Source organism: Micromonospora sp. NPDC049114 (genome assembly GCF_040648635.1).
GTDB lineage: Bacteria > Actinomycetota > Actinomycetes > Mycobacteriales > Micromonosporaceae > Micromonospora.
The window spans coordinates 145,276-158,848 of record NZ_JBEZEA010000011.1; the positions used below are offsets into that span (position 1 = coordinate 145,276).

13 protein-coding genes are annotated in these 13,573 nt (G+C 73.1%); 6 read left to right on the plus strand and 7 right to left on the minus strand.

Features of this window, described 5'->3' with window-relative positions; genetic code table 11:
- Nucleotides 1–5 precede the first annotated feature (5 nt).
- Nucleotides 6–731 carry a protein phosphatase 2C domain-containing protein gene (locus AB0B39_RS26320; RefSeq protein WP_234587811.1) on the minus strand — a complete coding sequence of 242 codons (726 nt, stop codon included), beginning with the start codon at nucleotides 729–731 and terminating at the stop codon, nucleotides 6–8.
- A gap of 273 nt (nucleotides 732–1,004) precedes the next feature.
- On the opposite strand from AB0B39_RS26320, the gene AB0B39_RS26325 reads away from it, so the two are divergent.
- The 5 genes from AB0B39_RS26325 (at nucleotide 1,005) to AB0B39_RS26345 (ending at nucleotide 7,108) form a co-directional block, all read left to right on the plus strand.
- Nucleotides 1,005–3,614: a glycoside hydrolase family 9 protein gene (locus AB0B39_RS26325; RefSeq protein WP_357575668.1), complete on the plus strand. Its 2,610-nt coding sequence runs from the start codon at nucleotides 1,005–1,007 to the stop codon at nucleotides 3,612–3,614.
- A gap of 76 nt (nucleotides 3,615–3,690) precedes the next feature.
- Nucleotides 3,691–3,954 (plus strand): hypothetical protein, encoded by a 264-nt coding sequence (locus AB0B39_RS26330; protein WP_357497427.1) that lies wholly within the window; start codon nucleotides 3,691–3,693, stop codon nucleotides 3,952–3,954.
- Between the two features lie 286 nt (nucleotides 3,955–4,240).
- On the plus strand, nucleotides 4,241–5,491 hold the full coding sequence (locus AB0B39_RS26335; protein WP_357575669.1) for a DUF222 domain-containing protein: 1,251 nt from the start codon (nucleotides 4,241–4,243) through the stop codon (nucleotides 5,489–5,491).
- A gap of 127 nt (nucleotides 5,492–5,618) precedes the next feature.
- Nucleotides 5,619–5,759: a hypothetical protein gene (locus AB0B39_RS26340; RefSeq protein ID WP_234587815.1), complete on the plus strand. Its 141-nt coding sequence runs from the start codon at nucleotides 5,619–5,621 to the stop codon at nucleotides 5,757–5,759.
- Nucleotides 5,759–7,108 (plus strand): MFS transporter, encoded by a 1,350-nt coding sequence (locus AB0B39_RS26345; RefSeq protein WP_357575670.1) that lies wholly within the window; start codon nucleotides 5,759–5,761, stop codon nucleotides 7,106–7,108. Before AB0B39_RS26340 ends, AB0B39_RS26345 begins: the two co-directional genes overlap by 1 nt.
- A 60-nt stretch (nucleotides 7,109–7,168) precedes the next feature.
- Here AB0B39_RS26345 and AB0B39_RS26350 read toward each other — a convergent pair whose 3' ends face one another.
- Genes AB0B39_RS26350 through AB0B39_RS26370 form a run of 5 tightly spaced genes read right to left on the minus strand, consistent with a single transcriptional unit; the run spans nucleotide 7,169 to nucleotide 11,744 of the window.
- Nucleotides 7,169–7,426 carry a UBP-type zinc finger domain-containing protein gene (locus tag AB0B39_RS26350; RefSeq protein ID WP_234587817.1) on the minus strand — a complete coding sequence of 86 codons (258 nt, stop codon included), beginning with the start codon at nucleotides 7,424–7,426 and terminating at the stop codon, nucleotides 7,169–7,171.
- Entirely contained in the window at nucleotides 7,423–8,997 is a 1,575-nt protein-coding gene (locus AB0B39_RS26355; RefSeq protein WP_357575671.1) for a Na+/H+ antiporter, read from the minus strand. The genes AB0B39_RS26350 and AB0B39_RS26355 overlap by 4 nt, the downstream gene beginning before the upstream one ends.
- 37 nt (nucleotides 8,998–9,034) lie before the next feature.
- Nucleotides 9,035–10,000, minus strand: a complete 966-nt coding sequence (locus tag AB0B39_RS26360) for a TIGR03885 family FMN-dependent LLM class oxidoreductase (RefSeq protein ID WP_234587821.1) — start codon at nucleotides 9,998–10,000, stop codon at nucleotides 9,035–9,037.
- A 52-nt stretch (nucleotides 10,001–10,052) separates the two neighbouring features.
- On the minus strand, nucleotides 10,053–11,468 hold the full coding sequence (locus AB0B39_RS26365) for an NADP-dependent succinic semialdehyde dehydrogenase (RefSeq protein WP_357575672.1): 1,416 nt from the start codon (nucleotides 11,466–11,468) through the stop codon (nucleotides 10,053–10,055).
- A 12-nt stretch (nucleotides 11,469–11,480) separates the two neighbouring features.
- On the minus strand, nucleotides 11,481–11,744 hold the full coding sequence (locus AB0B39_RS26370) for a DUF6343 family protein (RefSeq protein WP_354858297.1): 264 nt from the start codon (nucleotides 11,742–11,744) through the stop codon (nucleotides 11,481–11,483).
- 187 nt (nucleotides 11,745–11,931) lie between these two features.
- Between AB0B39_RS26370 and AB0B39_RS26375 the strand changes: the two genes are divergently transcribed.
- The gene (locus tag AB0B39_RS26375) at nucleotides 11,932–12,783 is read left to right on the plus strand and encodes a GDSL-type esterase/lipase family protein (RefSeq protein ID WP_357575673.1); all 852 of its coding nucleotides are present in this window, start codon (nucleotides 11,932–11,934) and stop codon (nucleotides 12,781–12,783) included.
- Between the two features lie 15 nt (nucleotides 12,784–12,798).
- Here the strand turns inward: AB0B39_RS26375 and AB0B39_RS26380 are convergent, their stop codons facing one another.
- Nucleotides 12,799–13,554, minus strand: coding sequence for an EcsC family protein (locus tag AB0B39_RS26380; RefSeq protein WP_357575674.1), 756 nt, complete (start codon nucleotides 13,552–13,554; stop codon nucleotides 12,799–12,801).
- Between the last annotated feature and the right edge of the window lie 19 nt (nucleotides 13,555–13,573).

Below are 13,573 nucleotides of genomic sequence, written 5' to 3' on the forward strand. Positions count from 1 at the left end.
GAAGGCTACTCCTCGACGACGTCGGCCACCACCACTGTGACGTTGTCCGGCCCGCCGGCGTGCAGCGCCAGGTCGATCAGCTTGCCGGCGCAGGCGGACCGGTCCGGGTAGCCGGTGAGCACCTCCGCCAGGGTGTCCGGGCGGACGACGTTGGAGAGGCCGTCGCTGCACAGCAGCCAGCGGTCGCCGGCCCGGGGCACCATCGTCGCGTACGACGGGGAGACGTCCTCGCCCTGCAACGCCTGGGTGACGACAGCCCGGCGCGGGTGGCTGCTCGCCTGGTCCGCGGTGATGACGCCCTGGTCGACGAGCATCTGGACGAAGGTGTCGTCGCGGGTGACCTGCTTGAGCACACCCTCGCGGAACAGGTAGGCCCGCGAGTCACCGACGTGGGCGAGGGCCAGGCAGCTGCCGGTACGCGCGAAGAGCAGGGCGGTCAGCGTGGTGCCCATGCCCTGGCGCTCGGGGTCGTCGGCGACCGCCTGCCGGATGCGGGCGGTGGCCAGCGCGATGCCGTCCTGCAGGGCCGCCACCAGAGCGTCCTCGGGTGTCTCCACGTCCAGCGGAGCGACCGCGTCGATGGTGAGCGAGCTGGCCAGGTCACCGGCGGCCATTCCGCCCATGCCGTCGGCGACGGCGACGAGCCAGGTGCCGGCGTGCAGGGCGTCCTGGTTTCCGCTGCGGATCAGCCCACGGTCGCTCGTTCCCACGGAACGCAGCTTCAGGGTCATGGGAGGCAGCCTGCCAGGCGAAGGGCGCAGTTGTCTCTAGGAGATCAGGACGACGGGGCGTGGCGCGGTCAATCTCACGTTGCCCGGCCGACGCGACGACGGTGCGCGACCGGACCGGCCGCCCTCGTCGCGCGCCACAACCCATCCAGTCAGATCAATTGACACGGCGATCCGCCACTGGAAACATCGAGCCGATACTTGGGAGCGCTCCCAGGTTTTGCCGCACCACCGCACACCATCACCGTTCCTCTTCCCGTCCCGGAAGGACTCCCCGTGACGCCATCCCGACGCCGCCTCCTCCTGGCCGCGGCGACCACCCTGGCCCTCACCGGCGCGGGCGCCGGCGCGGCCCACGCCGACCCTCCACCGGACGCCCCCGAGCAGATCGACAACGGCGACTTCAGCGCCGGCGTGAGCCCCTGGTTCTCCTTCGGCACCGGCGCCCTCGCGGTCACCGACGGCCGGCTCTGCACCACAGTCCCCGGCGGGCTGGCCAACCCCTGGGACGCCGGCATCGGCCAGGACGGGGTGCCGCTGATCGCGGGCGCCGAATACACCCTCGGCTTCGCCGTCTCCGCCACCCCCGGCGCGGCGGTCAAGGCCGTGCTGCAGCTCGGCAGCGCCCCGTACACGACGTACGCCGCCGTGGACGCCACCGCGACCGGCACCGCCCAGCGGGTCGAGCAGACCTTCACCGTCCCGGACGACAACCCGAACGCCCAACTGATCTTCCAGGTCGGCGGCAGCGCGCAGGCGCAGACCATCTGCCTGGACGACGTCTCGCTGCGCGGTGGCGAGCCGCCCGCGCCGTACGAGCCGGACACCGGGCCGCGGGTGCGGGTCAACCAGGTCGGCTACCTGCCCGGCGGCCCGAAGAACGCCACAGTGGTCACCGAGGCCACCGCGGCGCTGCCCTGGCAGCTGCGCTCGGCCGCCGGCGCGGTCCTGGCCAGCGGCACGACCACCACGCGCGGCGTCGACGCCGCCTCCGGGCAGAACGTGCAGACCGTCGACTTCTCCAGCTACCGCACGCCCGGCAGCGGGCTGACCCTGACCGTCGACGGCGAGACCAGCCACCCGTTCGACATCTCCGGCACCCTCTACGACCGGCTGCGCGCCGACTCGCTGCAGTTCTTCTACGCCCAGCGCAGCGGCATCGCCATCGACGGTGACCTGATCGGCGACGAGTACGCCCGCCCCGCCGGTCACCTCGGCGTGGCCCCCAACAAGGGCGACACCAACGTGCCCTGCCAGCCCGGCGTCTGCGACTACTCGCTCGACGTGCGCGGCGGCTGGTACGACGCCGGCGACCACGGCAAGTACGTGGTCAACGGCGGCATCGCCACCTACCAGATGCTCAACACGTTCGAGCGGACCAAGACGGCGGCCACCGCCGACGGCGGCGCGGGGCTGGCCGACGGCTCGCTGCGGGTGCCCGAGCGCGGCAACGGCGTGCCGGACATCCTCGACGAGGCCCGCTGGGAGCTGGAGTTCCTGCTGCGCATGCAGGTGCCGGCCGGCAAGCCCCTCGCCGGCATGGTCCACCACAAGATCCACGACCAGAACTGGACCGGCCTGCCGCTCGCCCCGCAGGACGACCCGCAGCCACGTGAGCTGCACCCGCCGTCGACCGCGGCAACCCTCAACCTGGCCGCCACCGCCGCCCAGTGCGCGCGGCTGTTCGCCAGCTACGACGCGGCGTTCGCCGGCCGCTGCGCCACTGCCGCGAAGACGGCCTACGCCGCCGCCAAGGCCCATCCCGCGGTGTACGCCAGCCCCAACGACGGCACCGGCGGCGGCGCGTACGACGACGGCAACGTCACCGACGAGTTCTACTGGGCAGCCGTCGAGCTGTACCTGAGCACCGGGGAGCAGTCCTACCTGACCGACCTGAGCGCCTCGCCGCACCACACCGGCGACGTGTTCGACCCTCGGGGCTTCGGTTGGCAGAGCGTCGCGGCGCTCGGCCGCCTCGACCTGGCCACCGTGCCGAACGGCCTGCCGGCCGCCGAACTGACCCGGGTCCGCGCCTCGGTCACCGGTGCCGCCGACGCGTACCTGGCCGAGCTGCGCCGGCAGGCGTACGGACTGCCGATGCCCGGTGACGCCGCCAGCTACTTCTGGGGCGGCAACAGCAGCATCATCAACAACGCCATCGTGCTGGCCACCGCCTTCGACCTGACCCGCAACGCCACCTACCGCGACGGCGCCGTCCAGGCGATGGACTACATCCTCGGCCGCAACGCCCTGAACATCTCGTACGTCACCGGCTGGGGCGAGCACAACGCCCAGAACCAGCACAGCCGGATCTTCGGCCACCAGCTCAACCCCGACCTGCCCCGCCCGCCCGACGGCTCCCTCGCCGGTGGCGCGAACGCGGCCCTGCAGGATCCGTTCGCGGCGCAGCTGCTCGCCGGCTGCAAGCCGATGTTCTGCTACGTCGACGACATCAACTCTTACTCGACCAACGAGGTCGCGATCAACTGGAACTCGGCGTTGGCCTGGATCTCCTCGTTCCTGGCCGACCAGGACGAGGCCGGCGCGGTGCCGGCCTCCACCTGCTCGGTGAGCTACGCCAACTACGGCGCCTGGGAGGGTGGCACCGGCTTCACGGGGCAGCTGACCGTGCGCAACACCGGCGCCACCGCCGTCAACGGCTGGACCGTACGGTTCGCGTTCACCGGTGACCAGCGCGTCCGGGAGGCATGGCTGGCGAAGGTCACCCAGGCCGGGGCGACGGTGACGGCACGCAACGAGTCGTACAACGCCAAGATCGCGCCCGGCGGCACTGTGACGTTCGGCTTCAACGCCACGACCAACGGCGGCGCCAACCCCAAGCCGGGTCTGGTCACCGTCAACGGAAACCCCTGCTCGCTGTCCTGAGCAGGCACGGCTGGTGGCCGCCCTCCCCCCGGGCGGCCACCAGCTCGGCTGGACCCGCGTACCTACCATCACGAACATGGATGGACGAACGTGGCTCCTGACCGGGGCGGCGGCAGCCGTGGTGCTGGCCGTCCTGGCGCTCTTCGCACTGCGGCGCAGTCGCCGGGCCCGGACCGACGGACCCGAGGAGACGATGCGCCGAGCGCGCCAGGCGATCCGGGCCAGCGGGTACGAGCAGCGCCGCCAGCGCCGTGGCAGTCTGCGCGGCAAGGGGTACGGCGGCGACGACAACCAGGCCTACAACAGCGGCGTCGCCAGCGACTCCGGCGGCACGCCCTGACACCCGCTTCCACAGTCGATGTGACGGGCAGCGGCATCGGACGGCAGAACGGCCCGCACCCGGCAGGTGCGGGCCGTTTCAGCGTGCCTCAGGGTCTGCGTCTCGCGCCCGGTGCGGTCGGTGCTCACGGCCACCCGGCCGCAGACGACTGCGCGGCACGGGCGCGCTGACCCACGGCACAACCGGGGCGCTGCAGCCAGGCGCTGCGGATCGCGCAGGTCGAGCTGCCGGACGCGCTGCGGATCGTGGCACGAAGGTTGTCGTACACCTGTTCTATTCTCGGTCCATGGTGGAGGAGTTGACGCAGGCTGAGGCGGCGGTCGCCGCGTGCGTCGACGCCCCGGCCTGGGCACTCATCGAGCCCGACCTCGTCGCGGCACTCGACACCGCCCACCGGCTCGAGCAGCGCCTGGCGGCCGTGCAGCTGGCCCTGGTGCGTGAGCTGGACGGTCGCGGCACGGCCCAGGCCCAGGGCGCGTCCTCGACGGCCGTCTGGTTGCGTGACCGGCTACGACTCACCGTCTCCGCCGCCCGCCGGCTGGTCGGCCTCGCCGGCTCGCTGGACGCCGGAGCGCCGGGGGTGCGCGCCGCGCTGGCCAGCGGCGACATCAGCGTGGAGCAGGCCCGCGTCATCGACGACACGGTCCGCACCGTGCACAACGCCGCAGGCGCCGAGGCCGCCGACAAGGCCGTCGGCGTGCTGGTCGGGTGGGCCGGGCAGTTCGAGCCGACCGTCCTGCGCAAGCTGGGCACGCGGATCCTCGACCACGTCGCCCCGGAAGTCGCCGACGCCGCCGCCCGGGCCGCGTTGGAGGCCGAGGCCCGCCGCTGCGACCGGGACCGGCACGTCACACTGTCCGAGTTGTCGGACGGCCGACTGCGGCTCAGCGGCACCCTGGACGCCGAGGCCGGCGGCCTGCTCCGCGCCGCGATCGACCCGCTGACCGCGCCATCCGGCCCGGACGACGCGCGCACTCCCGGGCAACGCCGCCACGACGCGCTCGCCGACCTCTGCCGCCTCACCCTGCGCACCGGCGAGCTACCCGAACACGGCGGCGAGCCCGCACAGATCGTCGTCACCACCAGCTTCGACACGCTGGCCCGGCAGCTCGACGCCGGCACCCTCGACACCGGCCCCCGTCTCACCCCGGAGACGGTCCGCCGCCTCGCCTGCGACGCCGCCATCCTGCCCGCCGTCCTCAGCAGCACCAGCCAGACCCTCGACGTCGGCCGACAACGCCGCCTCATCACCGGCCCACTCCGCCGAGCCCTCGTCCTGCGCGACCGCGGCTGCGCCTTCCCCGGCTGCGACCGCCCACCCCGCTGGTGCGACGCCCACCACATCCACCACTGGGCCGACGGCGGCAACACCAGCCTGCCCAACGCCGTGCTCCTCTGCGGCCACCACCACCGACACATCCACCACGGCGACTGGACCATCCGCCCCGGCAACGACGGCCACCCCGACTTCATCCCACCCGCCTGGCTCGACCCCGAACAGATCCCCCGCCGCAACGTCTACCACCAGCGGACGTGACCAGAGCCCACCCCGACCAGGCACGAAGAGCCCGGCCCCGGAGCTCCTGCCACCGCGGCGTGCGGTGTGACGGGCGTCGCGTCGTTCGGGACCGCCAACTCCGCCCGGCCTGCCTAGCGTCGCCACCATGACTGTCAACGGCGACACGTTCGAACGGGCCACCGGGAGCAACCGGGCCACGCACCGCGCCCAGGTCACCGACGGCGATCTCGCCACCCCCGGCGACCGGGTCATCGACTTCGCCTCGGCCGTGGTCATCGCCCGCTGATGCGGGGCGTCTCGCCGCTGCCGCCGTCCGGGCGGCTGCGCACGCTCTCCCTCGCGACGTTGGCGAACACCGTCGGCTCGGGACTGTGGCTGACCGGCGCCGCCATCTATCTCACCCGGGACGTGGGGCTCTCGGCCGCGCAGGTGGGCGTCGGGCTCAGCGTCGCGGGGCTGGTCGGTCTGACCGCCAGCGTGCCACTCGGCGGTCTGGCCGACCGACGTGACCCACGTACGCTGCGGGCCGTCCTCCAGGTGCTCCAGGCGGTCGTCGCGGCAACGTACCTGCTGGTCGGCTCGTTTGCGGTGTTCCTCGTCGTCGCGGTGCTCGACCTGCTGCTGGCCTCGGGCAACCTCGCGGTCCGCGCCGCGCTGGTCGCCGCCGTCGCCGGCCCGCAGGGTCGGGTGCACGCCTTCGCCACGCTACGGGCGGTGGCGAACCTGGGCATCGGGGTCGGGGCGGGTCTGGCCGGGTTCGCGCTGGCCGCCGACACGCACCTGGCGTACCAGATCCTGGTGGCCGGCAACGCGGCCACCTATCTGGTGTCGGCGGCGCTGCTGTTGCGGCTGCCGGCCTGTCCCCCAACCGCGCAGCGCCGGGCCGCGCCGGCCCCCACCGCGCAGCCCTCGTCCGCGCGGCCCTCGGTGCCGGCCTCGACCGAGCAGCCATCGACCGCGCTGGCCCCGACCGAGGCGGCCCCGACCGCGCTGGCCCCGACGGCCGCTGCCCACCGTGGGCGGCCGCTGCGTGACGGCCGTTTCCTCGCGGTGAGCGGCGCGTCGGCGGTGCTCGCCCTGCATCAGACGATCCTCACGCTGGTGGTGCCGCTCTGGGCGGTGACAGTGGTCGGAGCGTCCCCGCCGGTCGTGTCGGCGGTACTGCTGACGAACACGGTGCTCACCGTCCTGCTGGCGGTGCGGTTGAGCCGGGGCGCGGACACCGCCGCGCCGGCGGCGCGGACGATGCGCCGGGCCGGCCTGGTGCTGGCCGCCGCGATGCTGCTGTACGCGGCCACGGCCCGCCTGCCCACCACTGCGGCCGTCGCACTGCTGCTGGTCGCCACCGTCGTCTACACCGCCGGTGACCTGTGGCACTCCGCTGGCGGAGCGGGACTCGCCTACGATCTCGCTCCGCCGGACGCGGTGGGCGCCTACCAGGGAGCGGACGGCATGCTGGCCGGTCTGGCCCGTGCCGTCGGCCCGGCCCTGTTGACGCTCGTGGTGCTCGACGGCGGGATGCCCGGCTGGGTGGCCGTCGGTGCGCTCTTCGCCGCGGTGGGTCTGGCCAGCCCCGCGCTCACCCGCTGGGCCCTCGCCGGCCGCCCGGCAACGCCGCCTTGGACCGGCCGGTGAACGGTGACCGGCCGATCCTGCGATGGGCAGGACCGGCCGGTCAGCGGCGTTCGGACCCGGTCAGCCGATCTCCTCGTCGACGAAGCACCAGCGCCAGGCCTCGCCCGGCTGCGCCGAGCGGATCACCGGGTGGCCGGTGGACGCGAAGTGCTTGCTCGCGTGCTGGTTCGGCGACGAGTCGCAGCAGCCGACCTGGCCGCAGCTCAGGCAGGTACGCAGGTGCACCCAGTAGGTGTCGCCGCTGGCGACGCAGTCGGCGCACTCGTCGGGGGTGCGCGGTTCGGCAGTGCCGGCCTCGGTCAGGTGCTGACAACTCACTGCTCGACCTCCTGCCGCAGCAACGACTCTTCCAGGTCCAGGTCACGATAGGCCCGCACCAGCACCTCCTCAGGAATTCGACCGGCGTCCCGGGCGGCCCGGAACACGTCCCGCTCGGCGTCGATCATCTCTTGTCGCAGCCGACCGTACGCCTGCGACGGGGTTTCCCGCTCGTCGCCGCCGAGCCGTTCCCAGGCCATGTTGGTGCGGTCCTCCTGCACCCGGCGCAGCCGATCCACCACGGATCCCGGCGCGCTCTCGGCCAGCTCCTCCAACCGGTCCCGTGCGGCCCGGCTGGCCTGCTGCTGCACTCCGGCTGCCGACAACGCGTCCTGCACCGGGTCGTCCTGGGGGAGCTTCAACCGTCGGGCGACCACCGGCAGCGTCGCGCCCTGACCGACCAGGGTGACCACGATCACCGCGAAGGCCAACCAGATGAACAGGGCCCGGGGGTACGCCTCGTCGTCGGCCAGGGTCAGCGGGAGGGCCAGGGCGGCGGCGAGCGTCACCACGCCCCGCATTCCGGCCCAGCCGATGATGATCGGGACCTTCGGTGACGGGGCCGCATCCCGGCGGCGGATCCGGGGGACCAACCGGGCCAGGTAGGTGGCGGGGAAGAGCCAGACGAAGCGGGTCAGGAAGACGGTGGCGAGCACGCCGAAGGTGATCAGGACGAGTGAGCCGGTGGGCTCGTCGAGCTCGCGCAGCACCTCCCGCAGTTGCAGCCCGACCAGGAGGAAGACCAGTCCTTCCAGCAGGAACCGGACCAGCCGCCAGAACGCGCCGACCTGCAACCGGGACGCCGCCGACAGCAGTTGCGGCAGTTTGTGCCCGAGCACCAGACCGGTGACGACCACCGCGACCACGCCGGAGGCGTGCAGGTGCTCGGCGGTGAACACCACGGCGAACGGGATGATCAACGACAGGGCGTTGTCCAGCAGTGGGTCGCTGATCCGCCGGTGCAGGAAGCCGAACACCAGCGCCCCGAGCGCCCCGATCAGGATGCCGCCGCCGGTGGACCGCAGCACTTCGAGGGCGATCCGGTCGGTGCCGACGGCCGTGCCGATGGAGGCCATTGTCGCGACCCGCAGCAGCACCAGCGCGGTGGCGTCGTTGACCAGGCTCTCCCCCTCCAGGATCGTGACCACCCGGCGGGGCAGGCCGACGCGGCGGGCGACGGCCGTGGCGGCCACGGCGTCCGGCGGTGCGACCACCGCGCCGAGGGCCAGGCAGATCGCGAACGGGACCTGCGGCAGCAGCAGGTGCAGCACGACGCCCACCGCGAACGCGGTGAACAGCACCAGGCCCACGGCGAGCAGCAGGATCGGCCGGATGTTGTTCTTGAACGCCGGCACCGACGTGTCCAGCGCGGCGACGTACAGCAGCGGCGGCAGGATGCCGATCAGCACCAGCTCCGGTTCGAGCTCGATGTGCGGGAAGCCCGGCACGAACGAGAGCGCCAGGCCGAGCACGACCAGCACGATCGGCGCGAGCAGGCCGAGCCGGCGGGCCAGCGCCGCGCCGAGGGTGGCGATCGCCAGGAAGACGACGACCGGAAACAGGCTTTCCATGGGGTACGAGCCTAGGGGTCGGGCGAGCGACGCCCGATCAGCCCGCCGAGCGCAGCTTGGGCAGCACCTCCGCGCCGAACGCGTCGATGAACCCGCGCTGCTCCTGCCCCACGTGGTGCAGGGCGATCTGGTCGAAGCCGAGCGCCGCGTACTCCTGGAGCCAGCCCACGTGCCGGCCCAGGTCGGCGGAGATGTTCACCACCTGGGCGATCCGCTCGGGCGGCACGTCGGCCGAGACCACGTCGAAGTGTTCGACGGTCTCCAGGTCCCAGCAGACCGGAGGGGTGAAGACGTTGCTGCGCCACTGGTCGTACGCGAGCGCCTCGGCCTGCGCCTGCTCCGGCGCCCAGGAGACATGCACCTGCAGGTGCAGTGGACCGCGCCCGCCGGCGTCCCGGTACGCGTCGATCATCTCGCGCAGGTGCTCCACCGGCGCGTTCACGGTGATCAGTCCGTCGGCCCACTCGGCGCACCAGCGGGCGGTGGCCACGCTGACGGCCGCGCCGACCAGCGCGGGCGGCTCTTCGGGGCGGGTCCACAGGCGGGCCCGGTCCACCCGGACCAGACCGTCGTGGCTGACCTCCTCGCCGGCCAGCAGTGCCCGGATCACGTCCACGCACTCGCGCAGCCGGGCGGCGCGGACATCCTTGCGCGGCCACGGGTCGCCGGTGATGTGCTCGTTGCTGGCCTCGCCGGTGCCGAGGGCCGCCCAGAACCGGCCCGGGTACATCGCGCCGAGGGTGCCGATCGCCTGCGCGATGATCGCCGGGTGGTAGCGCTGACCGGGGGCGTTGACCACGCCGAACGACATGCCGGTGGCCTGCAACGCGGCGCCCAGCCAGGACCAGGCGAAGCCGGACTCACCCTGCCGGGTGCTCCACGGGGAGAAGTGGTCGGAGCACATGGCGGCGTCGAAGCCGGCCCGCTCGGCGTGCATCACCGCCTCCAGCAGGGCGCGGGGTGGGATCTGCTCGTGGGAGGCGTGGAATCCGAACGACGTCATGGGCGCACTTCCTACCCATGACGCCGTCAGGTGATGCGTACCGCGCGGGAAGCTACTCGGCGTGCGCGCCGGCACCGGCCGACGCGGCTCCCTCACCCACCCAGACCGTCTTGATGTTGCAGAACTCCCGCATGCCCAGCTCGGACAGCTCCCGGCCGTAGCCGGAGTTCTTCACGCCGCCGAACGGCAGCTCCGGGTAGGAGGTGGTCATCCCGTTGATGAAGACGTTGCCGGCGTCCAGGTCGGTGGCGAAGCGCTCCTGCTCGGCCGCGTCCCGCGTCCAAGCGTTCGACCCGAGGCCGAAGCTGGTGCCGTTGGCCACCTCGATCGCCTCGGCGTACGAGGACACCCGGTACAGGCCGGCGACCGGTCCGAAGACCTCCTCGGACCACATCCGCATCTGCGGGGTGAGGTCGGTGACCACCGTCGGCGGGTAGAACCACCCGTCGCCGGCGGGCAGCTCGCCGCCGCAGAGCACCGTGGCGCCGTTGTCCGCCGCGTCGCGCACCTGTGCGTGCACCTCGTCGCGACCGCGTTCGCTGGCCAGCGGACCCACGTCGGTGCCCGGCTCCATGGGGTCGCCGACGCGCAGCGCGGCCATGTTGGCGGCGAACTTCTCGGCGAACGCGTCGAAGACGTCGGTGTGCACGATGAACCGCTTGGCGGCGATGCAGGACTGGCCGTTGTTCTGGCAGCGGGCCGTGGTGGCCACCTCGGCGGCAGCGTCGATGTCGGCCGAGGGCATCACCACGAACGGGTCGCTGCCGCCCAGCTCCAGCACTGTCTTCTTCAGCTCCCGGCCGGCGATCTGGGCGATGGAACGCCCGGCCGCCTCGCTGCCGGTGAGGGTGGCGGCGCGGACCCGGGGGTCGGCGAGGATCCGCTCGACGGCGTCCGAGCCCACCAGCACTGTGGTGAACGCCCCCTCGGGAAAGCCGGCGCGACGGAACACGTCCTCCAGCAGCAGCGCCGTCTGCGGCACGTTCGAGGCGTGCTTGAGCAGGCCGGTGTTGCCGGCCATCAGCGCCGGCGCGGCGAAGCGCATCACCTGCCACAGCGGGAAGTTCCACGGCATCACCGCGAGCACCACGCCGATCGGCTGGTAACGGATGAACGCCCGGGTCGCCTTCACGGCGGCGGCGTCGGCCGGCTGGTCGGCGAGGAACGCGGGCGCCTTGTCGGCGTAGAAGCGGGCGGCGGTGGCGCACTTGGTCACCTCGGCCTGCGCCGCGACGTACGTCTTGCCCATCTCCGTGGTCATGATCCGGGCGATCTCGCCTCGCTCGGCGTCCAGCAGGTCGGCGGCGGCGTTCATCCACCGGGCGCGCTGGTCGACGCCTGTGCCGCGCAGCTGCTGGTACGCGAGGTCGGTGCGCTCGATGGCGGCGTCGAGCTGTTCGGTGGACATCGCCTCGTAGGTCTTGAGCACCTGTCCGGTGGCGGGGTTGGTGGTGGCGATGTGGGGCATCTCGTCCTCCTGTCACTCGAACAGCGAGTGTCGTACGCCTGGCTCCTCGCGGCGGCGAGCGGCGCGGCGGCGCTGGATCACGACCAGGTCGACCACGGCGACGACTGCGAAGATCGCGCAGAGCACGCCGAGCCAGGCGAGCCCCGCCCAGAACGCCAGCACCGCGAACAGCACCATGATCACCAACCCGAAGCCGGCGAGGGTGAGCCGGAGGTTCAGCGCGCTGTACGCGTGGCCGACCGTGCCACGGGCACGCCGGGGCTGCGATCTCGTCATACCTCCTCACCTACCCCCGATCGGCGCCGTTAACCGGCAGCCATCGGCCGCGCTGGTGGCGCTTATAGCACTCCCGCAGCTCGTTCGACGGCACTCGGCCACATACCCGACAGCAACTTCCCGCCCGACCACGTCCAGCGCATACAGTTACCGCGCTGTCGCTCTGTGCTGCTAGACGGGGGATGTCATGCCTCGACGCTGGGTTGCCGCCCTGGCCTGTCTCGCCGCGCTTGTGGCGCTGGCCTGCGAGGGAGGCACGTCGGCCTCCCCCCGTCCGACGAAGAGCGCACCGTCGTCCGGCGGGCCTGGCGGCATCGCCGCGCTCGGCGACTCGATCAGCACCGGCTTCGCCTCCTGCCTGGTGCTCACCTCCTGCGAGCGCAACTCCTGGTCGACCGGGGACGGCCTGCGGGTGCAGAGCCACTACCGGCGGCTGCTCGACCAGAATTCCGCGATCCGCGGCAAGGCGTACAACCACGCGCGGCCCGGCGCCCGTGCCGACGCCCTCGAAGGCCAGGCCCAGGCGGCCGTACGCGACCGGGCCGACTACATCACCGTGCTGATCGGCGCCAACGACATCTGCCGGGGCGGGGTGGACGCGATGACCCCGGTGACGCAGTTCCGGACCGACGTCGACAGGGGTCTGCGGGTGCTGCGGACCGGCCGGCCGAAGGCCCGGGTGCTGGTGGTGAGCATCCCCGACCTCTACCGGCTCTGGGAGGTGGGGCACGGCGACGCGCGGGCGGCACGCGCGTGGCGGCGGGGCATCTGCCCGGCGCTGCTGGCCAACGCGACGTCGACGGCGCCCGCCGACAAGGCCCGCCGGGCCGCCGTGCGGGCCCGGATCGACGCGTACAACGCGCAGTTGGTGGCGGCCTGCCGGGCGTACGGCTCACGCTGCCGGCACGACGGCGGCGCGGCGCACAAGGTCCGCTTCACCCTGGACCTGCTCAACCCGCTGGACTGGTTCCACCCCAACGCCACCGGTCAGGGCCGGCTGGCCGAGGTCACGTGGCGCTCGTCCGGCCTGGCCGACTGAACCACCCGAGGGTGTTCAGGAGCGGCGAGGCTCCGGGACGGTGGTGCCGCGCCGGCGGTAGAGCGCCCGGGAGCGCTCGGCCAGGTCTTTGGTCGCGGACGAGTTGGCCCACGTGCCGAGCACTATCGCCGCACCCGGGACGATCTTGGCGACGAGTCGCTTGGCCGCCCGGACGCCGGCCATCTGGGCCAGCCGGACGCCGAGCTGCAACATCACCCGCCCGAGCGGGCGCTGGCCGCCCAGGCCGAAGAGCGCGTCGGCGCGTTCGCGGCCGGCGGCCACCCCGAGCGCCAGGCGCGCGCTCTCGGCGACCTTGTGCACCCGCTGGAGCACGAGCAGGTCGGTGGCCCGGTCGCTGTGCAGCGGGTCGACGTCGTACGCGGCGGCGATGTGCAGGACCATGCGCGCCTGGGTCCAGGCCAGCACGCCGACGTCGAGGACGGCTCCGGGCAGCCCGGCCGCTCCGGAGACCGCCCCGGACAGGCGAGCCAGGTTGACGAACTTGCGGGCCGCCTGGTCGGCAAGGACGTCGGACGAGACACCGGGGTGCTCGCTGCGGACGCGGGCGGCCCACTGCGCGGCCTCCGGCCCGAGCCGGCGCACCGCCTCCAGGGCGAGGTGCTCCGGGGCGTACTGCGGATCGTCGCGCATCCGGTCCCAGAGTCGGGCCGGCGGCCCCTCGGGCGCGGCCACCGGCACGGCCGGCAGGCCTGCCGATGGCTCGGGCGTGGACGCGGCGGGCTGACCGCCGGCGGGCGGGGTGTCGGTCACCGGGTCTCCCCAGGGGTGG

What these genes read in the sequence shown, in the direction of transcription:
- AB0B39_RS26320 (WP_234587811.1), bottom strand. Translation starts at nt 731, where the DNA reads ATGACCCTGAAGCTGCGTTCCGTGGGAACGAGCGACCGTGGGCTGATC.
- AB0B39_RS26330 (WP_357497427.1), top strand. Translation starts at nt 3,691, where the DNA reads ATGGATGGACGAACGTGGCTCCTGACCGGGGCGGCGGCAGCCGTGGTG.
- AB0B39_RS26335 (WP_357575669.1), top strand. Translation starts at nt 4,241, where the DNA reads ATGGTGGAGGAGTTGACGCAGGCTGAGGCGGCGGTCGCCGCGTGCGTC.
- AB0B39_RS26340 (WP_234587815.1), top strand. Translation starts at nt 5,619, where the DNA reads ATGACTGTCAACGGCGACACGTTCGAACGGGCCACCGGGAGCAACCGG.
- AB0B39_RS26345 (WP_357575670.1), top strand. Translation starts at nt 5,759, where the DNA reads ATGCGGGGCGTCTCGCCGCTGCCGCCGTCCGGGCGGCTGCGCACGCTC.
- AB0B39_RS26355 (WP_357575671.1), bottom strand. Translation starts at nt 8,997, where the DNA reads ATGGAAAGCCTGTTTCCGGTCGTCGTCTTCCTGGCGATCGCCACCCTC.
- AB0B39_RS26360 (WP_234587821.1), bottom strand. Translation starts at nt 10,000, where the DNA reads ATGACGTCGTTCGGATTCCACGCCTCCCACGAGCAGATCCCACCCCGC.
- AB0B39_RS26365 (WP_357575672.1), bottom strand. Translation starts at nt 11,468, where the DNA reads ATGCCCCACATCGCCACCACCAACCCCGCCACCGGACAGGTGCTCAAG.
- AB0B39_RS26370 (WP_354858297.1), bottom strand. Translation starts at nt 11,744, where the DNA reads ATGACGAGATCGCAGCCCCGGCGTGCCCGTGGCACGGTCGGCCACGCG.
- AB0B39_RS26375 (WP_357575673.1), top strand. Translation starts at nt 11,932, where the DNA reads ATGCCTCGACGCTGGGTTGCCGCCCTGGCCTGTCTCGCCGCGCTTGTG.